This window comes from Pandoraea cepalis, from assembly GCF_902459625.1.
In the GTDB taxonomy this organism is placed as follows: Bacteria; Pseudomonadota; Gammaproteobacteria; order Burkholderiales; family Burkholderiaceae; genus Pandoraea; species Pandoraea cepalis.
This window is the reverse complement of sequence record NZ_CABPRY010000002.1, coordinates 527,589-553,088: the sequence shown is the minus strand read 5'-3', so window position 1 is coordinate 553,088 and position 25,500 is coordinate 527,589. Positions and strand designations below refer to the sequence as shown.

Annotated in this window: 25 protein-coding genes and 1 pseudogene; 14 read left to right on the top strand and 12 right to left on the bottom strand. The window is 64.4% G+C overall.

The window, feature by feature from the left end:
- Nucleotides 1-34: 34 nt before the first annotated feature.
- On the bottom strand, nucleotides 35-325 hold the full coding sequence (locus tag PCE31107_RS07430) for an H-NS histone family protein (RefSeq protein WP_017232823.1): 291 nt from the start codon (nucleotides 323-325) through the stop codon (nucleotides 35-37).
- A 774-nt stretch (nucleotides 326-1,099) separates the two neighbouring features.
- On the opposite strand from PCE31107_RS07430, the gene PCE31107_RS07425 reads away from it, so the two are divergent.
- Together PCE31107_RS07425 and PCE31107_RS07420 are read left to right on the top strand one after the other, a co-directional pair.
- The gene (locus PCE31107_RS07425) at nucleotides 1,100-1,708 is read left to right on the top strand and encodes a GNAT family N-acetyltransferase (protein ID WP_174966574.1); all 609 of its coding nucleotides are present in this window, start codon (nucleotides 1,100-1,102) and stop codon (nucleotides 1,706-1,708) included.
- Nucleotides 1,709-1,784: 76 nt separating this feature from the next.
- Nucleotides 1,785-3,167 (top strand): MFS transporter, encoded by a 1,383-nt coding sequence (locus PCE31107_RS07420; RefSeq protein WP_150607440.1) that lies wholly within the window; start codon nucleotides 1,785-1,787, stop codon nucleotides 3,165-3,167.
- A gap of 10 nt (nucleotides 3,168-3,177) precedes the next feature.
- Here PCE31107_RS07420 and PCE31107_RS07415 read toward each other — a convergent pair whose 3' ends face one another.
- From PCE31107_RS07415 to PCE31107_RS07405, 3 genes are read right to left on the bottom strand one after another with little or no spacing between them, the layout of a single operon-like run.
- The gene (locus PCE31107_RS07415) at nucleotides 3,178-3,600 is read right to left on the bottom strand and encodes a DUF6691 family protein (protein ID WP_130026811.1); all 423 of its coding nucleotides are present in this window, start codon (nucleotides 3,598-3,600) and stop codon (nucleotides 3,178-3,180) included.
- A complete protein-coding gene (locus tag PCE31107_RS07410) occupies nucleotides 3,597-4,043 on the bottom strand; it encodes a YeeE/YedE family protein (protein WP_150607438.1) in 447 nt (148 codons plus the stop codon). Before PCE31107_RS07410 ends, PCE31107_RS07415 begins: the two co-directional genes overlap by 4 nt.
- A 23-nt stretch (nucleotides 4,044-4,066) precedes the next feature.
- Nucleotides 4,067-4,429: an ArsR/SmtB family transcription factor gene (locus tag PCE31107_RS07405; protein ID WP_150607436.1), complete on the bottom strand. Its 363-nt coding sequence runs from the start codon at nucleotides 4,427-4,429 to the stop codon at nucleotides 4,067-4,069.
- 109 nt (nucleotides 4,430-4,538) lie between these two features.
- Between PCE31107_RS07405 and PCE31107_RS07400 the strand changes: the two genes are divergently transcribed.
- Nucleotides 4,539-5,408, top strand: a complete 870-nt coding sequence (locus PCE31107_RS07400; RefSeq protein ID WP_150607434.1) for an MBL fold metallo-hydrolase — start codon at nucleotides 4,539-4,541, stop codon at nucleotides 5,406-5,408.
- Here PCE31107_RS07400 and PCE31107_RS07395 read toward each other — a convergent pair.
- Nucleotides 5,395-6,282: a LysR family transcriptional regulator gene (locus PCE31107_RS07395; RefSeq protein WP_240756041.1), complete on the bottom strand. Its 888-nt coding sequence runs from the start codon at nucleotides 6,280-6,282 to the stop codon at nucleotides 5,395-5,397. The two genes, PCE31107_RS07400 and PCE31107_RS07395, sit on opposite strands and share 14 nt — an antisense overlap.
- Nucleotides 6,283-6,411: 129 nt before the next feature.
- Here PCE31107_RS07395 and PCE31107_RS07390 point away from each other — a divergent pair, with 129 nt between their 5' ends.
- Both PCE31107_RS07390 and PCE31107_RS07385 read left to right on the top strand, forming a co-directional pair.
- Nucleotides 6,412-6,813: a tautomerase family protein gene (locus tag PCE31107_RS07390; protein WP_150607432.1), complete on the top strand. Its 402-nt coding sequence runs from the start codon at nucleotides 6,412-6,414 to the stop codon at nucleotides 6,811-6,813.
- A gap of 194 nt (nucleotides 6,814-7,007) precedes the next feature.
- Nucleotides 7,008-7,412, top strand: a complete 405-nt coding sequence (locus PCE31107_RS07385) for a YXWGXW repeat-containing protein (RefSeq protein ID WP_150607430.1) — start codon at nucleotides 7,008-7,010, stop codon at nucleotides 7,410-7,412.
- A gap of 141 nt (nucleotides 7,413-7,553) precedes the next feature.
- Here the strand turns inward: PCE31107_RS07385 and PCE31107_RS07380 are convergent, their stop codons facing one another.
- Nucleotides 7,554-9,842: an NADP-dependent malic enzyme gene (locus PCE31107_RS07380; RefSeq protein WP_150607428.1), complete on the bottom strand. Its 2,289-nt coding sequence runs from the start codon at nucleotides 9,840-9,842 to the stop codon at nucleotides 7,554-7,556.
- A 205-nt stretch (nucleotides 9,843-10,047) separates the two neighbouring features.
- Here PCE31107_RS07380 and PCE31107_RS07375 point away from each other — a divergent pair, with 205 nt between their 5' ends.
- The 4 genes from PCE31107_RS07375 (at nucleotide 10,048) to PCE31107_RS07360 (ending at nucleotide 13,575) form a co-directional block, all read left to right on the top strand.
- Nucleotides 10,048-11,010, top strand: a complete 963-nt coding sequence (locus tag PCE31107_RS07375) for a LysR family transcriptional regulator (RefSeq protein WP_150607426.1) — start codon at nucleotides 10,048-10,050, stop codon at nucleotides 11,008-11,010.
- 230 nt (nucleotides 11,011-11,240) lie between these two features.
- On the top strand, nucleotides 11,241-12,503 hold the full coding sequence (locus tag PCE31107_RS07370) for an autotransporter strand-loop-strand O-heptosyltransferase (RefSeq protein WP_246181747.1): 1,263 nt from the start codon (nucleotides 11,241-11,243) through the stop codon (nucleotides 12,501-12,503).
- Between the two features lie 131 nt (nucleotides 12,504-12,634).
- Nucleotides 12,635-13,162: a helix-turn-helix domain-containing protein gene (locus PCE31107_RS07365; RefSeq protein ID WP_150607660.1), complete on the top strand. Its 528-nt coding sequence runs from the start codon at nucleotides 12,635-12,637 to the stop codon at nucleotides 13,160-13,162.
- Complete coding sequence (locus PCE31107_RS07360; RefSeq protein WP_150607424.1) at nucleotides 13,159-13,575, top strand: VOC family protein; 417 nt, start codon at nucleotides 13,159-13,161, stop codon at nucleotides 13,573-13,575. The genes PCE31107_RS07365 and PCE31107_RS07360 overlap by 4 nt, the downstream gene beginning before the upstream one ends.
- A gap of 37 nt (nucleotides 13,576-13,612) precedes the next feature.
- Here the strand turns inward: PCE31107_RS07360 and PCE31107_RS07355 are convergent, their stop codons facing one another.
- A complete protein-coding gene (locus tag PCE31107_RS07355) occupies nucleotides 13,613-14,629 on the bottom strand; it encodes a transporter (RefSeq protein ID WP_150607422.1) in 1,017 nt (338 codons plus the stop codon).
- Nucleotides 14,630-14,962: 333 nt separating this feature from the next.
- On the opposite strand from PCE31107_RS07355, the gene ppk2 reads away from it, so the two are divergent.
- Complete coding sequence (gene ppk2, locus PCE31107_RS07350) at nucleotides 14,963-15,883, top strand: polyphosphate kinase 2 (RefSeq protein ID WP_150607420.1); 921 nt, start codon at nucleotides 14,963-14,965, stop codon at nucleotides 15,881-15,883.
- Between the two features lie 72 nt (nucleotides 15,884-15,955).
- Here the strand turns inward: ppk2 and PCE31107_RS07345 are convergent, their stop codons facing one another.
- The 4 genes from PCE31107_RS07345 to PCE31107_RS07335 form a co-directional block, all read right to left on the bottom strand.
- Nucleotides 15,956-17,281: an ATP-binding protein gene (locus tag PCE31107_RS07345; protein WP_150607657.1), complete on the bottom strand. Its 1,326-nt coding sequence runs from the start codon at nucleotides 17,279-17,281 to the stop codon at nucleotides 15,956-15,958.
- 2 nt (nucleotides 17,282-17,283) lie between these two features.
- Nucleotides 17,284-18,126 (bottom strand): response regulator, encoded by an 843-nt coding sequence (locus PCE31107_RS07340; protein WP_150607418.1) that lies wholly within the window; start codon nucleotides 18,124-18,126, stop codon nucleotides 17,284-17,286.
- Nucleotides 18,127-18,143: 17 nt separating this feature from the next.
- Nucleotides 18,144-18,365: a hypothetical protein gene (locus PCE31107_RS23310; RefSeq protein ID WP_174966573.1), complete on the bottom strand. Its 222-nt coding sequence runs from the start codon at nucleotides 18,363-18,365 to the stop codon at nucleotides 18,144-18,146.
- Between the two features lie 563 nt (nucleotides 18,366-18,928).
- On the bottom strand, nucleotides 18,929-19,543 hold the full coding sequence (locus PCE31107_RS07335; RefSeq protein ID WP_130026822.1) for a LuxR C-terminal-related transcriptional regulator: 615 nt from the start codon (nucleotides 19,541-19,543) through the stop codon (nucleotides 18,929-18,931).
- 162 nt (nucleotides 19,544-19,705) lie between these two features.
- Here PCE31107_RS07335 and PCE31107_RS07330 point away from each other — a divergent pair, with 162 nt between their 5' ends.
- A complete protein-coding gene (locus PCE31107_RS07330) occupies nucleotides 19,706-20,281 on the top strand; it encodes an isochorismatase family protein (RefSeq protein ID WP_217425189.1) in 576 nt (191 codons plus the stop codon).
- A 119-nt stretch (nucleotides 20,282-20,400) separates the two neighbouring features.
- Nucleotides 20,401-21,753 (top strand): annotated as a pseudogene (locus tag PCE31107_RS07325) (MFS transporter); the annotation flags it as partial.
- On the opposite strand, the gene PCE31107_RS07320 reads toward PCE31107_RS07325, so the two are convergent.
- Nucleotides 21,675-22,883 carry a Rossmann-fold NAD(P)-binding domain-containing protein gene (locus tag PCE31107_RS07320; protein ID WP_246181746.1) on the bottom strand — a complete coding sequence of 403 codons (1,209 nt, stop codon included), beginning with the start codon at nucleotides 22,881-22,883 and terminating at the stop codon, nucleotides 21,675-21,677. The pseudogene PCE31107_RS07325 and the gene PCE31107_RS07320 sit on opposite strands and share 79 nt — an antisense overlap.
- Before the next feature lie 15 nt (nucleotides 22,884-22,898).
- Here PCE31107_RS07320 and PCE31107_RS07315 point away from each other — a divergent pair, with 15 nt between their 5' ends.
- Nucleotides 22,899-23,933: a CDP-6-deoxy-delta-3,4-glucoseen reductase gene (locus PCE31107_RS07315; RefSeq protein ID WP_150607412.1), complete on the top strand. Its 1,035-nt coding sequence runs from the start codon at nucleotides 22,899-22,901 to the stop codon at nucleotides 23,931-23,933.
- A gap of 320 nt (nucleotides 23,934-24,253) precedes the next feature.
- Nucleotides 24,254-25,486 carry an acetylornithine transaminase gene (locus PCE31107_RS07310; RefSeq protein ID WP_150607656.1) on the top strand — a complete coding sequence of 411 codons (1,233 nt, stop codon included), beginning with the start codon at nucleotides 24,254-24,256 and terminating at the stop codon, nucleotides 25,484-25,486.
- The last annotated feature ends 14 nt before the right edge of the window (nucleotides 25,487-25,500 follow it).

Below are 25,500 nucleotides of genomic sequence, written 5' to 3'. Positions count from 1 at the left end.
GACCGGCAGTACCGGTTCGGATTGGGTCAGCGAATTACTTGATCAGGAATTTCTCTTTGTTCTTGCCGACCCACTTCGGGGCGCGGCCACGGCCCGACCACGTTTCGCCCGTGGCCGGATTCATGTACTTCGGCGCAATCTGGGCGCGCGCGGCACGGCGACGACCATCGGTTGCGACAAGCCCCAGATCCTTGGCGGACAGTTCATATTCCTGAATCTTCTGTTTGACTTCAGCGATGACCTGAGCGACTTCACGGGCCCGAGCCTCTTCGATTTGCTTTTCAATCTTTTCGCGCTGCGCGACGAGTTCTTTATAGCTTGCCATCTGGCCTGTCCTTGGGTTGTTAAAATGGATCGCCACTTAAAATAGCACGAGTTTTAATAATTTGAAAACCGCATTTCCAGAGAATGAGTCTGGAAACGCCAAAATCGCATTGAATCGTCCGATCGATGCTTCCGACAATGCACAGAATCGGGGCGCGATTCCGGGAATACCATCAAATCGGCCTCGTCGATATCGATGCATTAGCGTGACCCATTGCCGGCAATCGCAAAAGCATTCCCGCCATCGGGCGATGTGGACGCGAGGCGGCATGATAAGTTCACACTTTTCTCTGCAAGTTTTCGTAAGGTTTTTTCACCGGGCCATGTTTGGCGCCGACGACGCAGACGGCATCATCGCGCGATGCCTCAGGCAATAGGTGTTTCCCAAACATTCAATCGCTATCCGATCGTTCCGTGATCCGAAAGACTTCACTCTTTCGGATTATCCGCATCCCAGCGCCGTAATTCACGGATAACCCGAGCGACAATCGGACCCGTGCGATTCGCGGGACGTCGTCTCGGGCGTGCCATCGGTGTCACCCGCGATTTTCGAATCGTAGCCATCAAACGCATGCGTCGATGCCATCTCCCGAGTCGATCGCATTTTCGTACAATAGAACCGTCGGGCCTGACGCTACTGCGCGTCAAGGTTCGTATGGCAATATTGATGGGCACGAACACAATGTTCGCGCAGATCGAATTAAGTCAATCCAGAATTGTCACAATCGGCGATTTGCGATTCGGATTCGGGCGAATTCAACGGAATTTTGAGCGCATGAGCACGTCGACGCTGGCTGAGGATTCGCATTCGCCGTTCGGTACCCCCGCGCGCGTGCTCACTACCGAGCGCACGGTCTTGCGTCAGTGGCGACCGGAGGATTTGCCACTTTTCGCCGCGCTCAATGCCGATCGAGATGTCATGCGCCACTTTCCGACGACACTCGACCGGACCCAGAGCGACGCCATCGCGCACCGACTGGCCCAACATATCGAGACGCATGGCTATGGTCCCTGGGTGCTGGAAATCCCTGGTGTGACGCCGTTCGCGGGATTCGTCGGCCTGATGCGCGTGGGCTTCGACGCCCCTTTCGCGCCGGCCGTGGAGATCGGCTGGCGGCTGGCGCGTGCCTGGTGGTCGAAAGGCTATGCGACCGAGGCCGCCTTCGCCGCCGCACATTTCGCGTTCGAAACGCTCGGCCTGGAAGCACTGGTGTCGTTCACCGTTCCCGCGAACGTTCGCTCACGCGCGGTCATGGAGCGCATCGGCATGCGCCATTGCCCCGACGAAGACTTTCTGCATCCGCTGATTCCGGCCGGCCACCGGATGCGCCGTCACGTGCTGTACCGGCTCAACGCCGACGAATTGGCGGCCAACCAGCGCTAGGCGTCGCCTCGGCGATTGAAGCAGTCGCTTAAATCGTGGGACAATCCGAGTCTTTGCGCCAGCCATTCCCCCCATTGTGTCGCGCGCCGTCATCATTCCGCTCATCATCGCTTGCGCCCTGTTCATGGAGAACATCGACGCCACGGTGATCACCACCTCGCTGCCCGCCATGGCGCGAGATCTTCATCAAGACCCGATTTCGCTGAAGATGGCGCTCACCGCCTACGTGGTCGGGCTCGGCATCTTCATTCCGATCTGCGGCTGGGTCTCCGATCGGTTTGGCGCGCGCAACGTCTTCCGCACGGCGATCGGCATCTTCATGGCCGGCTCGATTCTCTGCGCGCTGTCGTTTTCGCTGCCGACGTTCGTGTTCGCCCGCTTTCTGCAGGGCGTGGGCGGCGCGATGATGGTGCCGGTCGGCCGTCTCGTGATCTTTCGCGCGGTGCCCAAGCACGATCTGGTCAAGGCCATCGGCTACCTGACGATGCCCGCACTGCTCGGCCCGGTCATCGGCCCGCCATTGGGCGGCGCGATCACGGCCTATCTGCATTGGCGCTGGATCTTCTTCGTCAACATTCCGGTGAGCCTGCTCGGCATCTACCTCGCGGGCAAATACATCGACAACGAGCGCGGCGGCGACGCCGGACGCCTCGACACGCTAGGCTTCGTCCTCTCCGCGCTCGGCAGCGGCCTGCTCATGCTCGGGCTGGCCATAATCGGCGAACCCCACATCGACGGCAGCGTTGTCGTCACCCTGTGCGCCGTGGGCGCCCTCTTTGTCTACGCCTACTGGCGCCATGCCAATCGTGTGCAAGCGCCTCTGCTCGACCTCAGGTTGCTGCGCATCCCAACGTTCCACGCCAGTGTCGTCGGTGGATCGCTCTTTCGCATCGGGTTGGGGGCTGTGCCGTTTTTGCTGCCGTTGGCGCTGCAGGAGGGGCTGCATATGGATCCGTTCGAATCCGGCATGATTACCTGCGCGTCGGCGTTCGGGGCGATTTTCATGAAGGCGATCGCGCAGCGCGTGCTCGCGCGATTCGGTTTTCGCCGCGTGCTGATCGTCAATGCGGCGTTGGCCGGTCTGGCGCTGTCGTCTTACGGATTCTTCACGCATGACACGCCGGTGATCGTGATGCTAGCCGTCGTTGCGTTCGGCGGCTTCTTCCCGTCGCTGCAGTTCACTTGCCTCAATTCGATCGTGTACGCCGACATTGCCAGCGTCGACGCCAGCCGAGCCACAAGTCTTGCCAGCGTGGTTCAGCAGTTGTCGCTGGGGCTGGGCGTAACGATTTCGGGAATGGTGCTGCAGGCGAGCAGCCGGCTGGCCGGCCACGAACACCTGACCACCCGCGATTTCCTGCCGGCGTTCCTCGTGATCGGCCTGTTCTCCTGGCTATCGATTCCGGTCACCCGACAACTGGCCGCCGACGCGGGCACGGAGTTGGCGAGAAAGCACTGAGCCGCGCGCGTTACTTCGCGTCGGCCCGTGTCATGACCGCGTGCAGCGCCATGCCGGCGATCATGGCGACGACGAACAACAGCCCCTTGCCCGAACCGGCGCCGAGCAGCACCAGCGCAGGTCCCGGGCAAATCCCCGCGATTCCCCAGCCGACGCCGAACGTCAGCGCCCCGAGCACCAACCGTTTGTCCAAACCTTTCGCCCCCGGCCAGGCACGTGGCTCGCCCGTCCAGGCCAGTGCCTGCGAGCGTGCCAGTCGGAACCCGACCAGCCCCACCGCGATGGCCCCGCCCATCACGAACGCCAGCGACGGATCCCACTGGCCGGCCAAATCGAGAAAGCCCAGCACCTTCGCCGGATTCGCCATCCCGGCGAGTATCAGCCCCAGCCCGAAGACGAGGCCGCCAATGAACGCAAAAAGCAGCTTCTTCATGCCGCACCTCCCAGATTGAGTACGTGGCGCACGACGAACACGGTCAGGAAACCCATCGCCATGAAACACAGCGTGGCGACGAGCGAGCGCCACGACAACCGCGACAAACCGCACACGCCGTGGCCGCTCGTACAGCCCGACCCGAGTCGCGTGCCGAAGCCGACCAGCACACCCGCCGCCACGAGCATCGCGGCACTGGCGTCGATCTGCGCCGTGGGCACGTCGGCCACGGCGCGGTACGCCCAAGGGGCTGCCATCAACCCGACGACGAAGGCGATGCGCCACCCCACATCGCCGGCGCGAGGACGCAACAGGCCACCGGCAATGCCGGAAATGCCCGCGATGCGCCCGGTCGCCAGCATCAGCCAGACAGCGGCAACGCCAATGAGCAAGCCGCCGGCCAACGCGGTCCATGGGGTGAAGTGAAGGGTATCGAGGGTCATCTGCGGAGCGTCCCGTCAATTAATCAGGATTTCGGACAAAACTGGTCGTAGAGGCATGCCAGTACGGCAAGCACTGCGCCATCGGCGACTGAATAGTAGATACGTTTGCCGTCTCGCCGGGTCGTCACCAGCGACTCGGTACGCAGCACGGCGAGCTGCTGTGAGAGTGTCGGTTGCCGAATGTCGAGCTGCGCCTCCAGTTCCCCCACAGACAGTTCGCCCTGTGTGAGCTGGCACAGGATCAGCAGACGGTCTTCATTGGCCAGCGCGCGCAGCAGCGCGGTCGCATCGCACGCGGCGGCGCGCAACCGTGCGACATCCAGCGGTGCAGTGTCCGCGGAGGCCGTGGCCCGGTCGACAAGGGATAGCGCAGTCACTTTTGGCATGGCAGGATCGAACAATTCAGAGCATTGCGGCGCAGCGAGAGGTCACGTCGCCATAAACATTATACTAGACTATAATATATCAATTAATAAATTAATGCAGGAGCCGATCATGCCAGCCACGCCCGCCAACATCGAAGCCTTCTTCGACACCACCACCTCCACGGTGACCTATGTGGTGTTCGATGCGCCGGGCTCACGCGCGGCCATCATCGATCCGGTGCTCGACTACGACCCCAAGGCGGGCCGAACGCATACGGAATCGGCTGAGCGCGTGCTCGACTTCGTGGCCGCACACAAGCTCACGGTCGACTGGATTCTTGAGACGCATGCGCACGCCGATCACCTGTCGGCAGCGCATTGGCTCAAGGAGCGCGTCGGCGGACGCATTGCCATCGGCGAGCACATCCGGGAGGTGCAGCACGTCTTCAAGACGCTGTTCCATCTGGGCGCCGACGTGCCGCCAGACGGCTCGCAATTCGACCATTTGTTCGAAGACGGGGAGACGTTCGCCATTGGCGCGCTGCAGGCCGAAGCGATGTTCGTCCCCGGCCATACGCCGGCGGACATGGCCTATCGTGTGGGCGACGCCGTGTTTGTCGGCGACACCCTCTTCATGCCCGATGTCGGCACGGCACGCTGCGACTTCCCCGGCGGCAATGCCCACACGCTCTTCCGCTCGATCCGCCGCCTGCTGGCGCTGCCGGCGTCGACGCGTCTGTTCATGTGCCACGACTATCCGCCCGCCGGTCGCGCGGCGAACTGGCAAACGACCGTGGACGAGCAACGGCGCGCCAACATCCACGTGCACGACGGCATCGATGAGCACACCTTTGTCGCCATGCGTGAGGCCCGCGACAAGACGCTCGAGATGCCAACGTTGATTCTGCCCGCCGTGCAGGTCAACATCCGCGCAGGCGACATGCCGGCGCCGGAAGCCAACGGCACGCGCTATCTGAAGATCCCTCTCAACGCGCTGTAAGCTGCTCGGCCAACGCATCGCGCGCGTGCGTGACCCACTCAGGCTCGCCACGGCGCGCGGGAAGCAAATGAAATTCGGCGTCCGGCAGCGCGGGCAGGCGCCGCCCGGGCATCAACGTTTCGATACGCGCAAGCGATGGCCCCGACGCCGACGCATTCAGGCACGCCACCCCGAGCCCCGCGCTCAACGCCAACTGAAGCCCCGCCACGCCCGAGGCCACGTGCGCAATCGTGTAGGGCACCCGGTGGGCGTCAAGCCATTGTGTGGTGAAGCGATGCAGCGCACAGCTATCGGGCAGCACCAGCAGCGGTAGCGGCGCGCCGGCCGCCAGAACGAGGTCCGGCGACGCCACCCACTCGAGCGACTCGCGCCCCAGCGTGCGCGTGCCGGCCACTGCCTCGCGACCGAGCGCCTTGCCGAGCACGCGCATCGACAGACCGATGTCGAAGTCGCCCGTGTCATAACCCGCCTCGATCTCCCCGCTTTTCAGAATCGTGACGTGAATGCGCAGCGACGGATACGCCATGCCGAGATGCCGCAGCATGCGCGCGACTTCGGCCGGACGAAAGTAGTCCGTGATCGCCAGCCGCAACTCGCCGGCGAGGGAGAATCCGCGCACGTCATGCCACGCCCGTTCGGACTGCGCGAGCAACTGCCGAGCGTGTCCAAGCAGACGCTCGCCCGCCGGCGTCGGGCTTACGCCAAATTTGCCGCGTGTGAACAACGTCACGCCGATGCGCGCTTCGAGCTTGCGAATCTGCTCGCTCACTGACGACTGCGACAGGAACACGCGCGGCGCGGCGGCCGACAGACTGCCCGCCTCGGCCACCGCAACGAAGGTGCGCAACTGATCGAAATCGAAACCGGGCGTCATACATCCATCCATTGACAAAAACGATGGATCAAATCGTAAATTCCTGCTTTTCCGATGTCAATCCTCCCCCTAGACTGAGGGCGTTGTCTTCACATCATTCAGCATCGCTTAACCTTTGGGAGCCGCACCATGCCGCACATCGTCCTGCAACTCTCGGGCACACCCGACGACACCCTCTCGCGCAACGCCGTTCGCGCGGTCTCGCAGCTGACCGTCGACACGCTGCACAAGGCGCCGGAGGTCATCGCCGTGACAGTCGACTATATTCCGCACACGCGCTGGTTCATCGGCGGAGCGCCGCTCTCGGAGCAAGGAAAAAACGCCTTCCATCTGGACATCAGCGTGACCGACGAGACGAACACGAAGGCGGAGAAGGCGCAGTTCATTGCTCAGGTGTTCGAAACGTTGTCGGGCCTGCTCGGCAACGTGCACGAGTGCTCGTACATCCACGTGATCGACGCGCGCGGCGCGGCCTATGGTTACGGCGGACGCACGCAGGAATATCGCCATCAGCACGCGTCGACGTCGTGACGCCTCGGCGCTCACTTTGACTGGCGGGGCGCTTCCGAGCGCCTGCCAGTCAATGCAACGTTGCGGCATACGTCATGTTTCGACGAACAAAACGAAACAATTCCAACACTTTTTTACGACTATTCGCTTCGCGGTAGACGCGGCTCCTCGTACGATGAAGACGTACTCAAAAATCGAACTCGAAGGGAGCCATCATGAAAAAACTGACGCTGACCGTTGCCCTTGTTGCCGCGACGCTCGGGGGCATTGCCACCGCCCCGGCCCATGCACAGGTGGGCGTGTCCATCAACATCGGCGCGCCGCCGGCGCCGCGCTATGAGCCGATGCCGCCGCCGCGCGTCGGATACATTTGGGCGCCGGGTTTCTGGGACTGGGACGGCCATCGCCATGAGTGGCGCCGCGGCCACTGGGAACGTGACCGTCCGGGCTACGCGTATCGCGCGCCGGCCTGGCATCAGGGTCCGAACGGCTGGGCACTGAGTCGCGGCGGCTGGGATCGCGGTGATCGCGGCCGAGGACCGGATCGTCGTGACGATCACGATCGTGGCCGCGGCCATGGCCACGACGGCCGAGATCACGGCCGCGATCATCGCAACTGATTCACGCCGCGCGGCGTGAAAACGAAAAGAGCCCCGGCTCGGCCGGCAGCGCATCGGATCGATACGTCTGCCGGACCGGCCGGGGCCGTGACGGGTGTCACACCCAGGAAACTCTCCCCAAGCGTGCCCCGCGTGTAGTCATCAGTCGCGGTTGGCTTGAATAACGGTCAGCGCCGTCATGTTGATGATGCGTCGCACGGTGGAGCTCGACGTCAGCACGTTGACCGGTGCTCCGACACCCAACAGGAACGGTCCTACCGCCACGTTGCTGCCCGCGCCCGTCTTGAGCAGGTTGTAGGCGATGTTGCCCGAGTCGACGTTCGGGCACACCAGCAGGTTCGCCGCGCCCTTCAAACGCGACTGCGGCAGAATGCGGCTGCGCAGACCTTCATCGAGCGCGCAGTCGCCGTGCATTTCGCCGTCGATCTCCAACTCCGGCGCCTGCGCCCTGACCATCTCCAGTACTCGACGCATCTTCGTGCCCGACGCAGCGCTGCCCGAGCCGAAATTCGAACGCGAGAGCAGCGCGACCTTCGGGTTCAGGTTCAGCCACGACATCTGCTTGGCGGCGGCCATCGTGAACTCGGCGATCTGCTCGGCCGTCGGATCATCGTTGACGTGCGTGTCCACGAGCGCCACGGTGCGCTTGTCGAGCAGCAGGATGTTCATCGCCGCGTAAGTATTCGCGCCCGGCTGCTTGCCGATGACTTCGTCGACGAAGCGCAGGTGGTCGTGATACGCGCCCACGGTGCCGCAGATCATGCCGTCGGCGTCGCCCAGGCGCACCATCATCGCGCCGATCAGCGTGAGACGGCGGCGCATCTCGACACGCGCCATTTCCTTCGTGATGCCGTCACGGCAACGCAGCTCCCAGTAGTTGGTCCAGTACTGGTGGAAGCGCTCGTCGTAGTAAGGATTGGTCACTTCGACATCCTCGCCCAGGCGCAGGCGCAGGCCGAACTTCTCGATGCGCGCGAGCAGCACTTCCGGGCGGCCCACCAGGATCGGACGCGCCAGCTTTTCGTCGACGATCACCTGCACGGCACGCAGCACGCGCTCTTCCTCGCCTTCCGCGAACACGATGCGCGACTTGCCGCCGTCGCGCACGAGTTGCTTGGCCGCCGAGAAGATCGGCTTCATGAACGCGCCCGAGTGATACACGAACTGTTGCAACTGGTCGGCATACGCGTCGAAGTCGGCCATCGGACGCGTGGCCACGCCGTCTTCCATGGCGGCGCGCGCCACGGCCGGGGCAATGCGCACGATCAGACGCGAATCGAACGGCTTCGGAATCAGGTATTCGGGCCCGAACGACAGGTCATACGCGCCGTAGGCGGTTGCCACGGAGTCGTTCGGCTCTTCCTGGGCCAGCGCGGCGATCGCGTGCACGGCGGCGATTTCCATGTTGCGCGTGATCGTGGTCGCGCCCACGTCGAGCGCGCCGCGGAAGATGTACGGGAAGCACAGCACGTTGTTGACCTGGTTCGGGAAGTCCGAACGGCCGGTGGCGAGCACCACGTCGTCGCGTGCGGCGCGGGCTTCTTCCGGGAAGATTTCCGGCGTCGGGTTGGCCAGCGCCAGAATCAGCGGACGCGCCGCCATCGTCTTGAGCATGGCCGGCTTGAGCACGCCCCCGGCGGACAGGCCGATGAACACGTCGGCACCCTCGATCACTTCCGCGAGCGTGCGCTTGTCGGTCGGCTGCGCGAAGCGCGCTTTGTCCGGGTCCATGCCCACCGTGCGGCCTTCGTAGACCACGCCATCGATGTCGGTTGCCCAGACATTCTCGACCGGCAGGCCCAGGTCGACCATCAGGTCCAGGCAGGCAAGCGCGGCGGCGCCGGCGCCCGAGGTCACGACCTTGACTTCGCGGATGTCTTTGCCCACGACCTTCAAGCCGTTGATGAACGCGGCGCAAACGGTGATGGCGGTGCCGTGCTGATCGTCGTGGAAGACGGGGATCTTCATCCGTTCACGCAGCTTTCGCTCAACGGTGAAGCACTCCGGGGCCTTGATGTCTTCGAGGTTGATACCCCCGAACGTGGCTTCGAGACTCGCGATGATCTCGACCAGCTTGTCCGGGTCGCTCTCGGTGATTTCGATGTCGAACACATCGATTCCGGCGAATTTCTTGAAGAGGACGGCCTTGCCTTCCATCACCGGCTTGGAGGCGAGCGCGCCGATGTTGCCAAGACCCAGCACGGCCGTGCCGTTCGTGATCACGCCGACCAGATTGCCGCGACCGGTGTACTTGAACGACTGTGCGGGATCGGCGGCAATTTCCTGACACGGGATGGCGACGCCCGGGGTGTAGGCGAGCGCCAGATCGCGCTGCGTGACGAGCGGCTTGCTGGCCGTCACGGAAATCTTGCCCGGGGTCGGGAACTGGTGATATTCCAGGGCGGCCTGGTGATCGTTGCTTTGGCTCATGGGGGTGTCGTCCTCGGTCGATGTCTCGGCTCTGCCTTGCGCCGCGGACCGTTCTGGAGACGGTTACCGCCGTGGCGCATCAGAGGTGAGGCCATTCTAGGGAGCCGCCAGCGAGGGACGATTCTGAATTACTATGGGGGCATCATGTTTTCGTTATAAGCCCGGAGCATCGGGGGTTTCAGGGGATTGGGGACAGATGGGGGCGGTGCCTTTCGATAAGGGGGAAGTGGTCCGGCGGTTGACCACTCGGCTCAAGATGCGTCATCTCGTGCTGTTGCTGCAAATTCAGCAGCACGGCTCGCTCACGCGAGTGGCCGAGCATATGGCGACGAGTCAGCCGGCGGTCACCAGTGCCCTCGCGGAGCTCGAAGGCATGCTCGGCGGCCCGCTGTTCGACCGCACGCCGCGCGGCATGACGCCCACGCCGCTGGGCGATGTCGTTCTCGCTCGTGCGCAGGCGATGGTGCACGACCTGGATCACCTGACTCGCGACATCGAGGCCGTGATGGCCGGACACGCCGCGCGGCTGCAGGTGGGCGTGATCCCCTATATCTCCGGCAAGACGCTGGCTGCCGCGATTCAGCAAACGCTCGCCGAGATCCCCCAGCGACTGACCGTCACCCTCCATGAAGGCACCAGCGAATCGCTGATGGCGCAACTGCGCGACCACTCGCTCGACGTGGTGATCGGACGCGCGGGCGCCGGCCTCGACCTGACGCAGGTGCAATTTGAAGTGCTGCACCACCAGATGCCGCGCGTTGTCGCCAACCGCCGTCTGGCCGCCCGGCTCGGACGAAGCGCCCCGGTGTGGGCGCAGCTCGCCGAACTCGACTGGGTGATGGGCGCGCCCCACACACCGATGCGCGACCAGTTATCCGATCTATTCCTGCACGCGGGCGTGGTACCGCCGGTGCCGGTGGTCGAGAGCTTTTCGTCGCGCCTGACGGGGGAGTTGCTCGCCAGCAGCGAGCGCGCGGTGTCGCTGTTGCCGGCAGACATAGCCGAGGAGCTGGTGCGTATCGCCGGCGTGGCGATCGTGCCCTGGTCGCTCACATGGACGCTGCCTCCGGTGGCGATGTTCACGCGCCGGGAAAATCCTCGCGAGACGCATCGCCTGTTCACGCAGGCGCTGCGCGCGCAGTACCAGGTGGTGGCTGGCGCGGCTTGAGCGTTTGCCGCTGCGGCCCCGGTTACGGTTGCGTTCGCGTGGCGCCATAGACAAGGCTTGGCGTCGTCGAACGGTTCTGCGGGCCCGCTGCCGGACGGATTGCCGAAAGGGTCTGAAAGGCCTTTAGACGCCAAAACCAGCCAATGTCCAGAAATAGACCCTTTTCGGCTCGTTCGCTGCGCAATCGCTCACGCCATGTCCGGCGTATGGTGTCGGGCATGACCCATGCCATGCCTGCCCCGCCTCCCGCCGATAACGCATCCGCCGACCCTTCGCCGGCAGTCACGCCGTTTGCGCCCTCACCGCACCAGATTTTCCTGTCGCCGGCCCTGCTGCCCACGCAAGTCGGCCCGGCCGGCCTGCGCTTCGATTTCAATGACGGCGCACGCGTGGTCATTCCCGATTTCGGTCAGCCGCTGCCGTGGCGCGTGCGGATCAGCGACCTGCGAGACGACAGCACGCTGGCCGATGTCTCCCTCTGCTCGGGGGTCGTGCGCAGCCCGGCCAAGTATTTCGTGCCATATGGCATCACGATCTGGCTGAACGACGTGGAAGTGTTCGCGCATCGCTACGACGCGCGCGACCAGGAGGTGCTCGTCCAGTTTCCGTTGGCCGCCCTGGGCGACGTGCTCGGCTGGCTGCCTTATGCGCTGCGTTTTGCGCGGCTGCATGGGTGCCGTCTGGCCTGTGTCGTCACCCCGGCCGTGGCGTCGCTGTTCCGCGACGCGTATCCGGACGTCGATTTCGTCGCGCAGGACAAGGTAGAGCGACGCAAGTATTACGCGACCTACAACATCGGCCTGTTTTTCGACGACGTGGCACGCGTAAAACAACCGCGCGACTTCCGCGCGACAGGGCTACATCGCACCGCGGCGCACATTCTTGGCGTAGACGATGCCGAGGCACGCGCGAAGACGGTGCTGCCGGACGCGTCGCGGCCGATGGCGGCACCTTACGTCTGCATCGCCGTGCAAAGCACCGCGCAATGCAAATACTGGAATCGGCCGGGGGGATGGGATGCGGTTGTGGCCGGACTGCGAGAACGCGGTATGCAGGTCGTGTGCATCGATCAGAAGGCGCGGCACGGCAAGGGGGATTTCTGGCAGTCGATCCCGGCGGGCGCGATCGATGCCACGGGCGACCTGCCGTTGACGGAACGCGCGCGCTGGCTGATGCACGCGAGTGCCTTTATCGGCTTGTCGAGCGGACTGTCGTGGCTCGCGTGGACGATGGGCACGCCCACGGTGCTGATCTCGGGTTTCACCCTGCCGCACAACGAGTTCGCCACGCCCTACCGGGTGAATGCGCGCGACGTCTGCACCGGCTGCTGGCACGACCCGGTGCTGCGCTTCAACCACGACGACTTTCACTGGTGCCCACGGCATCGCGACACGCCGCGCGCGTTCGAGTGCACGCGGGAGATTCGCCCGGACGATGTGTTGGCCGCGCTGGATCGCGTGCCTGACGTCGCAGGCATGCGCCTGTCACGCTGACTGGCCGTCGTGGGCCGCAGGTCGATCGTCGAGTCCGTCGCTACGCCGCCCCCCCGTGTTTCGCCTAAACTAGGCGAATCTCGTCTGCGCCGTTGGAACTCATGGCCCCTCGCGAATGCCGTCGTGACTCGATGCCAGCCCCGTCTTCGGCCCCGTGCGCCGAATCGGCCGACACCTCGCCGTTGGAAGACCCGGCCTTGCTGCGGCGTCTGCTGCGCGCCAAAGACCGCATGGACTCGGCCTCGCACGAGGCCTGGCCCGTCAAACGCCTGGCCGCGGTCAGCGGCACTTCCGAAGCGCACTTCGCCCGCTCGTTCAAGCGCGCCTTCGGCATTCCCCCGCATCGCTACCTGCTGACACGGCGCATCGAGCAGGCCAACACGCTGCTGCGCGACACCGATCTGAGCATCACCGACATTGCCTTCGCCACTGGCTGGGAGAGCGTTGGCACGTTCGGCCGCATCTTTCGCGACATCAATGGGCAAAGCCCGAGCGCAGTCCGACAGTCGGCACGGAACACCACGCCCAACTGCCTGAATCGCGTTCCCGCATGCGTCCTGAAAGCGGCGCAACGGCCCGATCTCAAGATCGCAGTTTTGGAGAAGCGCCGCCGCGTGAGCGAAGGTACAGTTCCTCCCTCAACCCAGGAGGTCTTATGAAGCCAGGTATTCAAGTGGTCGGTGTGTACGTCGACGATCAGGATGCAGCGCTCGCCTTTTACGTGGAGAAACTCGGATTCCGCGTGCATACGGACGTGCGCAACGGACCATACCGATGGCTGACCGTCCAGCATCCGGACCAGCCCTCGTTCCAGCTCGGCCTGTTCACCCCTGGCCCGCCCATCCACGACGAAGCAACCGCGCAAACGTTGCGGGCGATGGTCGCCAAGGGCGCCATGCCGCCACTGGTACTTCACGTATCGGACTGCCAGGAAAGCTACGCCAGGCTGAAAGCCAGCGGCGTCGAGTTCACGCAGGCGCCGGTCGAGCGCTACGGCAGTGTCGACGCGGGCTTTCGCGACCCGGCGGGCAACGGGTGGAAGATGATTCAAGCCGCGCCGGACGGTCAATGAGCCGCTCGCGTTGGCGTCGCTGTTCTACGTGACACCATCAATCCGGCCGCCGCCGAAACGCCCATCCGCCGGCGGCGGCGGTCCCCGTGGCAACGATTGCGACCAGAACCCAGAAACCGTGCGGGTGATCCGCCAGCGGTATACCGCCCACGTTCATGCCGAAGAAGCCCGCCACGATGTTGATGGGCAGGGCGAGCACGGTCACGACGGTGAGCGTGTAGATCGTGCGCTCGGTGCGCTCGCTGACCATTGCCGCAATCTCTTCCTGCAGCAGCTTGATTCGCTCCAGCAAGGCCGACAAGTCATTGAGCACGACGGCAAATTCTTCGGTTGCCTGACGAAACTCCTGCACGTCCTCGACATGCCCCCAGGGCGGAGGCCGGCTCAGCAGACGAAAAAGCGCCGCCGGCTCCGGTGCCAGCAATCGCTGCAAGCGCACGAGCACCCGGCGCAACGACCCCAGATCGGCACGATTGCTCTCGATACGCTGCTGCAATAGCCGGTCTTCGACCGTATCCACGCGCCCGCTCGTCTCGCGCACGATGCGTTCGAGCACATCCGCCTGATCGCGCAACAGATGCACCAGCAACGCCAGCGGCGAACGGAAGGCTTCGCCACGTTTGACCGACGCGCGCAATTTATCGATGGATCGCAGCGGCTTCACCCGGCCCGTCACCAGCAGCCGGGCATTGGCCGCGACACGCAGCGTTGAAATCTCCGACTGCGCGATGTCGAACGCGAAAATCACATCGTTGATGACGGCCAGCAGCCAGTCGTCGGAATGCTCGATGCGCGTGGAGCGCGAACCTTCGCTCAGATGCTCGTAAAATTCGTCCGGCAAGCGCAGATGCTGCTGCAGCCACCGCTCGCACGCGGCATGCGCGAAGTTGAAATGCAGCCACAGGAAGCCGGGCGCACACTCGCCCTGCGCCAGCCACGCGAGGGCCTCGCCCGAATCGATGGGCTCAGGCGAGGTGCCGTCGGCGAATCGATAGCCATAGATCAGACCCGCCTGATCGCAGCCATAAGCGTTGTGAACCAAGTCGGCGAACATGCGCGCGGTGTGTAGGCGAAAGTGGGAAACGGCGTGGCCCGCGCGGCAGCCCGCACGGGCCAGACATCATGACCCCGTCACATGACTTTTCTGTGACAAGTCACCTATCCCTCGCACCGCCTGCCAACACCACTGTCGCCCACCGGGCGGGGCGGAGCGGGAACTCCTCAGCGCGGCGTACGTCAACGCCATGCTAGTGTCATAAAATCGTCGCAGACTTTGGCTCACCCTCGGGTACGCTCTGCACGCGAGGCTACGCCGCGTGTCCGCCTGTCTTCACCCATGCTGGACGGGTGCCTTCCGTATTTTTTTGGTCCGTAAGAGATCGTCGCCATGACCCAATTCGATTCCGATGCCGACCGCGACGCCTCGCTTGCGCGCCGCCTCCAGGATGACCTGATCGACAGCTACGATGAAGAGATCGAGATGGAGATCGACGATCTTCGTCTGCCCGGGCTGAATGACCTGAGCGCCGAGGCCCGCAGCGACCGCCTGCACTATTTCAGCGAACTGTTTCGTCTGCAGGGCGAACTCGTCAAATTGCAGGATTGGGTGATCCGCAGCCGCCACCGGCTCGTGGTGATCTTCGAAGGCCGCGATGCGGCCGGCAAGGGCGGCGCGATCAAGCGCATCACGCAACGGCTGAACCCTCGCGTGTGCCGCGTGGCCGCCCTGCCCGCCCCGAACGACCGCGAACGCACGCAGTGGTATTTCCAGCGCTACGTTCAGCATCTGCCCGCCGCCGGCGAAATCGTGCTGTTCGACCGTAGCTGGTATAACCGCGCCGGCGTGGAGCACGTGATGGGGTTCTGCACCGAGAGCGAATACGAAGAATTCTTCCGCTCGGTCCCCGAGTTTGAAAAAATGCTCGTTCGCAGCGGTATCCAGATCGTGAAGTACTGGTTCTCGATCTCGGACGATGAACAGGAGGCACGCTTCCTCGCACGGATTCAGGACCCGCTCAAGCAATGGAAGCTCAGTCCGATGGACTTGGAAAGCCGCCGCCGATGGGAAAGTTACACCCGAGCCAAGGAAGTGATGCTCGAGCGCACGCACATTCCGGAAGCCCCCTGGTGGGTCGTGCAGGCCGACGACAAGAAGCGCGCGCGCCTCAATTGCATGCATCACTTGCTCGCGCAAGTGCCTTATCACGACGTGGAGCGCTCGTCGGTGATATTGCCCGAACGCGCCCGCAGCGAAGACTATATGCGTCACCCGGTGCCGGGTGAAATGATCGTGCCGGAGGTCTACTGACGCCCCTGGCGCGATGGCGGCTCAGCGCGGCGGCACGCCGCCTGCGCCGCCCGAGCCACCCGAGGCATCACCTCAGCCGCCGGTGAGCCCAGGTGCGGGCGTCACGGGCAAGCGCAGCGTGACACGAAGGCCGCCGTCCGGCGACCGCTCCAGACGCACGGCGCCGCCCAGCCCCTCGACCAAGCGTGCCACCAGCGACAGACCGAGTCCGCAATGGCCCTCGCCACCGCGCGAGGCGTCGAGCCGCACGAACGGGCGCATCGCCAGCGCCACCTGATCGTCAGGAATCCCCTCCCCGCAGTCGCTCACCTCGATACAGCCCACCGCGCCCTCGCACCACGTCGCCAGACGCACGGGCGGCGCGCCGTGCTCGAGCGCGTTGTCGACGAGATTCGTCATGACCCGGTCGAGCAACGTGCGCGGCAACTGGAACGCCGGGCCCGCGCGCAAATGGCTGGCGAACAGCGGCGCGCTCTCGGCCAACTCGGTCGCCGTGGCCGAGGGTGCCGTGACCTCGTCGCCCCCCTGCGCCGGAAACTGTTCGCGCAAGAACGCATCGACGCCCACAAGCGGACTCGTATCGGCTTCGTCGCGGGCGTAGGCGAGGAACTGCTGGACGATGTGGTCGATGGACGCGATGTCGCGCACAAACCCGTCGCGCGAGCTGTCGCTATCGATCAAGTCGGCGCGAAGACGCAAACGCGTGAGCGGCGATTTCAGGTCATGGGCAATGCCCGCCAGCATGATCGCCTGATTGTCCTCCGCTTCGGCCAGGCGCTTGGCCATGTCGTTGAAGGCGTGCGTGAGGTCGCGCAACTCATGCGGCCCTTGCTCGGGCAACAAGGCGGGACGACGTCCACGCGCGATCACGCGCGCGGCGTGCGCGACGCGCGCGATCGGGCGCTGCATCTGCCAGGCCACCAGCAACGCCAGCAATACCGCGCCGATCAGAATACCGACCGTCTCGCGCACAAAGGGTGGCATCGGCGGCAAATCCAATCCGATGACGATCCACTCGCTGCGTTGGGGCAGCAAGACCCACAAACTACCGTGCTTGCGCTCGTCGACCAGATGAAGCTGCGTGCCGGCCGGCAAGCGCGAGAGCAGTTCGCTGCGCAGGCGCGCGGCGCGTGTGTCGTCCTCGCGATCGGCGAACGCCGGCGCCTGCGTCAGCGGCACGCGACGCAGGCCATGCGGCGGCGCGAGGCTGCCGGGGTCCACTGCGCGTTGATCCACGCTCTGGATGGCAATGAGCAGGCCGCGCGCAAATCCGTCCACCTGCTGACGCGGACGCTGATAGAAAACCAACGCGCTCCACACGAGATGCATCACCAGCAGGACGGCAATGCCCAGCCCTGCCATGCGCGCGAAGAGCGAGTCGCGCAGCCGCCAACGCATTTTCACGCCGCCGACTCCCGCCAGCCGCGCACCGTACGCTTGACCACCGGCGCGGGCGAAGCGAGCGCCCGCCCGCCGTCTTGACTGCCCACGCCGCCGGCCCTGGATCGCCCACGCGAGTCCGGCGTCGCGCCATCGGACAATTCGCCGCCCGGCACGAAGACGTAACCCTTGCTGCGAATCGTCTGGATATAGCGAGGCTCGGACGGATCGGCCTCGACGAGCCGTCGCAGACGCCACACCGGCACGTCCAGGCTGCGATCGCGAAACGTGATGCCGTCGCCATAAAGCATGGCGTGCAGCTTGACCCGCGGGAGCACCTGCATGGGGTGCTGAGTGAACGCCTTGAGCATGGCGAACTCGGTATCGCGCAGCGGTAAACGCTCGCCTTCGCGCTGCAACGTGCGCAGCGAGTAATCGAGTTCAAATGGACCGAAGCGGTACGGGGCGCGCGCGTCGGGGGCGCTGGCGGCCACCGGCCCGCGGCGGCGCAGCACAGCGTGAATCCGCGCGAGCAACTCACGCGGATCGAACGGCTTGGCCAGATAGTCATCCGCGCCCAGCTCCAGCCCGAGCGCCCGGTCGAGCGGCCCGCCACGCGCCGAGAGCATGATCACCGGGATGTCTTCGCCGGCCGCGCGCAAATCCTGCAACGCTCGCAAGCCGTCGCGCTCCGGCATCATGATGTCGAGCAGAATCACCGACGGCCGCTCGAGTTCGAGCCGGCGCAGCAGCGAGACCCCGTTGTGCAGCACCGAGACCTGCATGCCGTTGGCATGCAGCAATTCGCGCAAGAGGTCGCGAACGACAGGATCGTCGTCGACCAGCAGAACATGCAGACTCATGAAATTCTCTCGGTGGTTTAAGTTTGACGCCGGGCGCTCGCGGCGTGCGACAGTGTCACGGCACTGTCTTGCGTCACCGCAGACGGCGCCGAGGTCGTGGACAGCGCCCGCAGCGCATTCGTAAATCGATCCGGCGTCGGCGACGCGCGACGTGTGCCGAGCGTCGCGGCAGGCCCCTGCCCCGGCAAACGCCAGGCGCGATGTAGCGCCGAACCCGGCGCGCCTATGCCTGTGGTCATAACGTGTGCTCCCTTGGTGTCGAGATGCACCGAAGTGTGTGCGTTCGTCCAGACCGGCATTGGCCGAAGCATCTTACAAAATGCAGCTCAATCCTTATTTCAGAAAGGATTGGAAAGGTGCGTCGGCATCGAGCGGCGCCATGACCACGAGGCGGCCCAAAGTGAGTCTTGCGTTTCACCGACGTTAAGCGATATAGCACGCAATTATATTCATGTTATCGCGCGCGCATCCGCACCGCGATGTTGTCCCGTTACGCGGGACGGGGCTGGGCGTCCGACATGCGCCGCGCAATCTCCACACTGTGCAGTCGCGTCGCGAGCACGCGGGTGACGAGCATTGTCGCGATCGCGCCCCCCCTCGATGCGCGCCTGACGCCCAGTCTCGCGGGGCTGACGGCGCTTGCGGACCCGCCGCGGGCGCGGGCGCGCCGGCGACACCGCAAAACTTCGGCCACGATCCGCGTCTGCACATTGTCGCGCCCATGGTCGACTGCCTACCCCGCACGGGGCCGCCGTGCGCGAATCTGATTGGCAGGCCGGTGCGCATCCCGCACCGAAAACGCCTAGGCAAGGAGCGTCTTGACCAGTTCGTGCGTCGTAGGAACGTCAAACTTCTTCAAGAGCTTCCCCCGGAAGACCTCCACGGTTCGCGGACTGATCCCCAGCACGATGCCAATTTCCTTGGCGGTCTGGTTCTGAATGAGCAATGCCGCCACATCGCGCTCGCGCTTCGTCATGGAATGCTTGGTCTCTGCGAGCCGCTTGTTGGCGGCACTTGCGCCACCCGACAGACTCATGCTCGCCCCCATCTCCGAAAAAAACCAGAGTGCCTCCCGGTACGGGTCGTCCCGGTGCTCGCTGACGCCGGTCACATTCACCCAAAACAACTGCCCATCGAGCCGCTGCATGGCTCGCGGTTCCATGATTCGCCCGAACTTTTTCAGCGCGGGAATCACACGGGCACCAAATCGATCGAAGGCCACCTGGTTGGGGTACAGGATGCGAACCGACTGGCCGATCACGGCGTCGCCGCTCGTCCGAAACATGTCCAGAAATTGCTTGTTGCAGGCGGATATCACTCGCCTGCGGGTAACCATGAGCGCGACCGGTACGTTCGCGAACACCTGTTCATAGTCGATCGGTTCAGACGCGAGCGCGCCGGCCGTCATGTCGTCCATGCCATCTCCTTGCCGTCAGGGTGATTCCGTACGTAATCGATACGTATATATATACGTATGCTGCACCACTAGACTCTTAAGTGCAATGTCGCTCAACTCATTGAATTGGAGTCATAAATGGACGATTACCAAAACCGCTCGTATGGAGCTGTCGGAATTGGCATGAAGGGGAAAGTCGGAATTGTCGTGGTGGACTATCAACTGGCCTTCACCGAGCCGAAATACCCGCTTGGCGGTGCGCCGCTGGTCATGCGTGGGCTCGCCAACACCGAGCGCCTACTCAAGGTGGCCCGCGCGCACAACGTTCCGATCGCGACATGCTTCACCGCCTACAAAAATGAGCGCGACATGCCGTACTGGAAAATTGCCGCGGTTCGCGATCAGTTCAGGCTCGATCACCCCAGCTCGGCCCTCGACCCCCGGATCTACGACAAAAACTACGACGTGGTCGTGTGCAAGTATGGCCCGTCGATTTTCTTCCAGACGCCGGTTGTGCCGTACTTCGTGAAAGAGGGCGTCGAGACGGTCATCATCACGGGCTGCAACACGAGCGGATGCATTCGCGCGTCGACCATCGACAGCTTTCAATGGGGCTTTCGCACAATTGTTCCAGAAGACTGCGTTGGCGACATCGAGGAAGGTCCGCACCGTGACAATCTGCGCGACGTCGGCCGGCGCTACGCGGACGTGTCGAGCGCAGACGAAGTGATTGCCTATATCCGACAGTCGATGGCCTAAACGGCAGCGCGCCTCGGCGGGTATCCGCCAATTTTCGGACGCTGGGAGCCCCCCTTCCAGCGTCCGGCTTCGGGTGGCGGGTTGGTCTGGCGGGGCGCCCCGAATCCTCGATTCGCTGCATGGTCAACTCGCCGCACCCGCATGCGCCGCCACGCGCTCTCCCCCAACCGTGTCCGGTCCCGTCGCCAGCGATCGGTGACCGGCTCGCGCCCCCTGTCCTCGTGGAGGGTTCCATGAATCAAACACACACTGTTGAACGCACGCTCGAAGCGAACGAAGTCAACGAAGTCAACGAAAACGAGCGCAGCATCAAAACCATTGCCATCGCAAGCGTCATCGGCACGACGGTCGAATGGTACGACCTGTTCGTGTTCGCAACCGCCTCGGCGCTAGTGTTCAACAAGGTCTTCTTTCCAGGCTTTGTCCCGCTGATCGGCACTCTGCTCGCCTTCGGCACCTTCGCGTCCGCGTATCTTGCGCGTATGGTGGGTGCCGCGCTGTTCGGCCATTTCGGTGATCGGCTGGGGCGCAAGTCGATGTTGCTCGTCTCGCTGGTCATGATGGGCGTCTCCACGTTCTGCATTGGCCTGTTGCCGGACTACGCGTCGATCGGCCTCTGGGCGCCGCTTCTGCTCCTCACACTTCGCATCGTGCAGGGCCTGGCGCTGGGCGGCGAATGGGGTGGAGCGGTGTTGATGGCGGTCGAACACGCGCCCGGGCATCAGCGTGGGCTCTTCGGATCGTGGGTCCAGATCGGGGTGCCGGCAGGCACGTTGATCGCCAATCTCGTGTTTCTCTTGAGCAACGCCATGCTGCCCGATGGCGCCCTGCTCGCATGGGGTTGGCGCATCCCCTTCCTGATCAGCGCATTGCTGGTCTTTGTCGGCCTCTACGTTCGACTGAACACCTCCGAGACGCCTTCGTTCCGTCGAATTCAGAAAGCCAATGCACAGGTCAAGGTGCCGCTGGCAGCGTTGCTGAGCAAGCACTGGAAACGGGTGCTGCTCGGCGGCATCGCCACCATGTCGACGGGCACGTCGTTCAACCTGATCGTGGCGTTCGGGCTGACATATGGAACCCAAACCCTGGGCTTTTCGAGCGGCGCAATGCTGACCATCGCGCTCATCGCCTGCGCGCTTTGCCTCCTGTTGTTGCCCGCCTTTGGATGGCTCTCCGATCGGATCGGCCGCAGGCGCGTGATCATGGGTGGGATCCTCGCCGAGGCGCTGCTGGCATTTCCGCTGTTCTGGCTGCTCGACACCCGCGAGTTTTTCCCGGCGTTGCTCGGCTACTTGCTGATGATGACCGCTTTCGCTGCCAACTACGGACCGATCGCGACGTTTCTCGCGGAACTGTTCGGCCCAGAGATTCGCTACTCCGGCCTATCGGTGAGCTACATGCTGTCCGGCTTGCTGGGCAGCGCGGCGACCCCCATCGTCACGACGGCGTTGCTGTCCGCAACCGGGAAGGGATCGTCGGTCGCCTGGTTCATGGTGGGGTCGGCGGTCATATCGGCAACGGCGTTGTGGCGGCTTGGGGCGAGCGTGGCGAGCAGCGCCGCCACGTCGGGATACCGCAACCGATAGCCCAGTTCGCGCTTGAGCCGCGTGTTGGCGAGCCGTCGCGACTCCGACATGAACGACAGCAGCGTCGGCTCCAGCACGCGCTGCGCCTCGTCTCGCGAAATCCGCGGCGGCCGGGGCAGGCCCAGCGCATCGGCCACATGGTCGAAATACTCGCCCATGCGCCACTCGGTGTCGTCGCTGGCATGCACGATCCGCTGCGACTTGCCGCGCCACATCGCGCGCACCAGGATCGCGGCGAGATCGTCGGCATGAATATGGTTGGTGAAGACGTCGTCTGCCGCCTGCAACGCCGGCGTACCCTTTTGCAAACGCGTGACCGGAAGACGATCCGCCGCGTAAATCCCCGGAATGCGCACGAGCGTCGTTCGCCACCGCGCGCGCTCTCTCTCGGTAAAACGCCAGGCGGCACTCGTGGCGCTCATCGATGCCGCCCGGGCGCGCGCCGGGCCGGCGGCCAGCACACGATGCACGTTCCGGGCGTGCGTCGACGGTCGGCCCAGCGAGCGCACCGTGCGCTCCGCGTCCACACGACGCTGGCCACGCGGCGATCGCGGCCGCGGTGTGCGCGTTTCATCCACATGGGCGCCACCGCAGTCGCCGTATACGCCGCTGGTGCTCGCATAGACGAGAATGCGACGCGGCGCTCGCGGCAGGCTCGACAAGGCGCGCCGCCCTCCCTCGGGTACAATTGTGGGCTTCGGCGGCAGGGCGAGCGCTGCGCGCAAACGACGGGTACGCCAGTCCAGGGTGCCGCTGCCGGCAACCCCGGCGGGCGGGGCGAGATGCAACACTCGCGGCGCCAATCGGCCGATGCGATGCAGGCTTGCCGCGTCGTCCAGATTGGCGACAACGGGCACGGCCCCCGCCGCGCGCAATGCCGCATGGCGAGCATCGCTCGACGTGACCGCAAAGACACGAAAGCGTTTGACGAGGGCGGGCAGCGCGCGCATGCCGACGTCGCCGCAGCCCACCACCAGCAGGCGCGGGCGACCGAAGGGTTTTGACGATTTATTCATTTTTCGGATTGTAGTATGGCTTACAACGTTACCCTCGTGCCGAGCGGGCGCGAGTTCCAGGTCGAAGACGGCGAGGCCGTACTCAGCGCTGCGCTGCGTCAGGGCGTCGGCCTGCCTTACGGGTGCAAAAACGGCGGTTGCGGGTCCTGCAAGGCCAAGCTGGTCGAGGGCAACGTCGAGCACGGCGCGCATTCCAGCTCAGCACTCTCGAAGGACGAGGAAACACGCGGTTTTGCGCTGCTTTGCTGCGCCCATGCCAAGGGCGACCTCGTCATCGAATCGCGCGAAGTCAAAGGCTTCGGCGACATCCCGGTCAAGCGCCTGCCCTGCCGCGTGAACGCGCTGGAGCGCCGTGCCGACGACGTCATCGTCATGCGCCTGCAACTGCCGGCCAACGAGCGCTTTCAATATCTCGCCGGGCAGTACATCGAGTTCATTCTGAAAGACGGTAAGCGTCGCAGCTACTCGATGGCCACCGCGCCGCACGAAGAAGGTTTCCTTGAGCTTCACCTGCGTCACATGCCCGGCGGTGTGTTCACCGACCACGTCTTTACTCAAATGAAGGAACGCGAAATCCTGCGCTTCGAAGGCCCGCTCGGCACGTTCTTCCTGCGTGAAGACACCGACAAGCCGATCGTGCTGCTCGCGTCGGGCACGGGTTTCGCGCCGATCAAGGCCATCGTGGAACATGCGGTGCACAAGGGACTGACGCGCCCCATGACACTGTACTGGGGCGCGCGACAGTTGAAGGACATTTATCTGCGCGAGCTGGCCGAACAGTGGGCGCGCGAGATTCCCGGCTTCAAGTTCGTGCCGGTGCTCTCCGACGCCGCACCGGAAGACCAGTGGCAAGGCCGCACAGGGTTCGTGCATCGTGCCGTGGTGGAAGACCTGCCGGATCTGTCGGACTACGAGGTCTACGCCTGCGGGGCCCCCGTGATGGTGGAATCGGCGCGCCGCGACTTCATCGCGCATCACCACCTGCCCGACGCGGCATTCTTCGCCGATGCGTTCACCACCGAGGCCGACAACCCGGGTGGCGGTCTGTGAGCCGCACGAATCGGGCGATGCCGACCGGGCGCCACGCGGCGCGCACGCCACAGCGTGCGCGAACCCTTTGACAAGCGCCGCGTCACCGACTTATGCTTGCCGACATGAACCTGATTGCCATCGCCTCGATCCGACGTCGCCATACGCTGCCCCAACCGGGATGCCGCGCGGCACGCTATCGACTGCGATAACTCGCAGGTTCTCAAGCACAGCGAAGCCACGGGCAACCCCCGTGGCTTTTTTTATTGTTACGTCTCGCTCACCCTCGTCCTTCGGAGACCGTCATGTCGCTTGCCAACCCGTCCGCCGCTGCATCGCCCATGGCGTCCGCCGCCCCCAAGGCGGCACGCCTCGCCAGGTTCGCTGAATTCCCCACGCAGGCGTTGCTGCCCATCACGTCGCGCCCCGAGCTCGTGTTCACGCACGGCAAGGGCGGCTGGCTGTATGACCACGAGGGCAAGCGCTATCTCGACTTCATTCAGGGCTGGGCCGTCAACAGCCTCGGCCATTGTCATCCGGTGATGCGCGATGCGCTCGCCACGCAAAGCGCGTTGCTGCTCAATCCCAGCCCCGCCTACTACAACGTGCCGATGATCGAACTGGCCGGCTTGCTCGCCACGCTCTCGGGACTCGGCAAGGTCTTCTTCGCGAACAGCGGCGCCGAGGCGAACGAGAGTGCGATCAAGCTCGCGCGCAAGTGGGGCCAATTACACCCGAACCCGTCGGGTGGCGCTCGTTTCGAGATCATCACGTTCAAGGACGCCTTCCACGGCCGCACGCTCGCCACCATGTCGGCGAGCGGCAAGCCCGGCTGGGACACGATCTTCGCGCCGCAAGTGCCGGGCTTCCCAAAGGCCGAACTGAACAATATCGCCTCCGTCGAAGCCCTCATCGGCCCCGACACCGTCGCGGTGATGCTCGAACCGATTCAGGGCGAAGCCGGTGTCGTGCCGGCCACCGACGCGTTTCTGAAGGAACTGCGCACACTCACGAAATCGCGCGGACTGCTGCTGATCGTGGATGAAGTGCAGACCGGCTGCGGGCGCACCGGCACCCTCTTCTCGCATCAGCAGGCGGGCATCGTGCCCGACATCATGACGCTCGGCAAAGGCATTGGCGGCGGCGTGCCGCTCGCGGCGATGCTCTGCGGCGACGAATTCGCGGTCTTCCAGCCGGGCGATCAGGGCGGCACGTACAACGGCAATCCGCTCATGTGCGCCGTTGGCCTCGCGGTCATGCGCACGGTCAGCGCACCGGGCTTCCTCGAATTCGTGCGCGCGCAGGCCGACTACCTGAGCGCCGGATTGCAGCACCTGTCGTCGCGTTACGGTGGCGAGGGCGAGCGCGGTGCCGGCCTGCTGCGGGCATTGCTGCTCGGGCGCGACATTGGCCCGCAACTGGTGGAAGCTGCACGTGAGATGACCCCCGACGGGCTGCTGCTCAACGCAGCGCGTCCGAACCTGCTGCGCTTCATGCCCGCACTCAACGTAAGCCGCGACGAGATCGACCAGATGCTCTCGATGCTCGACACGCTGCTCGCCAAGCACGCCTAACGAATCGACGTGAT

What these genes read in the sequence shown, in the direction of transcription:
- PCE31107_RS07430 (WP_017232823.1), bottom strand. Translation starts at nt 325, where the DNA reads ATGGCAAGCTATAAAGAACTCGTCGCGCAGCGCGAAAAGATTGAAAAG.
- PCE31107_RS07425 (WP_174966574.1), top strand. Translation starts at nt 1,100, where the DNA reads ATGAGCACGTCGACGCTGGCTGAGGATTCGCATTCGCCGTTCGGTACC.
- PCE31107_RS07415 (WP_130026811.1), bottom strand. Translation starts at nt 3,600, where the DNA reads ATGAAGAAGCTGCTTTTTGCGTTCATTGGCGGCCTCGTCTTCGGGCTG.
- PCE31107_RS07410 (WP_150607438.1), bottom strand. Translation starts at nt 4,043, where the DNA reads ATGACCCTCGATACCCTTCACTTCACCCCATGGACCGCGTTGGCCGGC.
- PCE31107_RS07405 (WP_150607436.1), bottom strand. Translation starts at nt 4,429, where the DNA reads ATGCCAAAAGTGACTGCGCTATCCCTTGTCGACCGGGCCACGGCCTCC.
- PCE31107_RS07400 (WP_150607434.1), top strand. Translation starts at nt 4,539, where the DNA reads ATGCCAGCCACGCCCGCCAACATCGAAGCCTTCTTCGACACCACCACC.
- PCE31107_RS07395 (WP_240756041.1), bottom strand. Translation starts at nt 6,282, where the DNA reads ATGACGCCCGGTTTCGATTTCGATCAGTTGCGCACCTTCGTTGCGGTG.
- PCE31107_RS07390 (WP_150607432.1), top strand. Translation starts at nt 6,412, where the DNA reads ATGCCGCACATCGTCCTGCAACTCTCGGGCACACCCGACGACACCCTC.
- PCE31107_RS07385 (WP_150607430.1), top strand. Translation starts at nt 7,008, where the DNA reads ATGAAAAAACTGACGCTGACCGTTGCCCTTGTTGCCGCGACGCTCGGG.
- PCE31107_RS07380 (WP_150607428.1), bottom strand. Translation starts at nt 9,842, where the DNA reads ATGAGCCAAAGCAACGATCACCAGGCCGCCCTGGAATATCACCAGTTC.
- PCE31107_RS07370 (WP_246181747.1), top strand. Translation starts at nt 11,241, where the DNA reads ATGCCTGCCCCGCCTCCCGCCGATAACGCATCCGCCGACCCTTCGCCG.
- PCE31107_RS07365 (WP_150607660.1), top strand. Translation starts at nt 12,635, where the DNA reads ATGCCAGCCCCGTCTTCGGCCCCGTGCGCCGAATCGGCCGACACCTCG.
- PCE31107_RS07360 (WP_150607424.1), top strand. Translation starts at nt 13,159, where the DNA reads ATGAAGCCAGGTATTCAAGTGGTCGGTGTGTACGTCGACGATCAGGAT.
- PCE31107_RS07355 (WP_150607422.1), bottom strand. Translation starts at nt 14,629, where the DNA reads ATGTTCGCCGACTTGGTTCACAACGCTTATGGCTGCGATCAGGCGGGT.
- ppk2 (WP_150607420.1), top strand. Translation starts at nt 14,963, where the DNA reads ATGACCCAATTCGATTCCGATGCCGACCGCGACGCCTCGCTTGCGCGC.
- PCE31107_RS07345 (WP_150607657.1), bottom strand. Translation starts at nt 17,281, where the DNA reads ATGCGTTGGCGGCTGCGCGACTCGCTCTTCGCGCGCATGGCAGGGCTG.
- PCE31107_RS07340 (WP_150607418.1), bottom strand. Translation starts at nt 18,126, where the DNA reads ATGAGTCTGCATGTTCTGCTGGTCGACGACGATCCTGTCGTTCGCGAC.
- PCE31107_RS23310 (WP_174966573.1), bottom strand. Translation starts at nt 18,365, where the DNA reads ATGACCACAGGCATAGGCGCGCCGGGTTCGGCGCTACATCGCGCCTGG.
- PCE31107_RS07335 (WP_130026822.1), bottom strand. Translation starts at nt 19,543, where the DNA reads ATGGACGACATGACGGCCGGCGCGCTCGCGTCTGAACCGATCGACTAT.
- PCE31107_RS07330 (WP_217425189.1), top strand. Translation starts at nt 19,706, where the DNA reads ATGAAGGGGAAAGTCGGAATTGTCGTGGTGGACTATCAACTGGCCTTC.
- PCE31107_RS07320 (WP_246181746.1), bottom strand. Translation starts at nt 22,883, where the DNA reads ATGAATAAATCGTCAAAACCCTTCGGTCGCCCGCGCCTGCTGGTGGTG.
- PCE31107_RS07315 (WP_150607412.1), top strand. Translation starts at nt 22,899, where the DNA reads ATGGCTTACAACGTTACCCTCGTGCCGAGCGGGCGCGAGTTCCAGGTC.
- PCE31107_RS07310 (WP_150607656.1), top strand. Translation starts at nt 24,254, where the DNA reads ATGGCGTCCGCCGCCCCCAAGGCGGCACGCCTCGCCAGGTTCGCTGAA.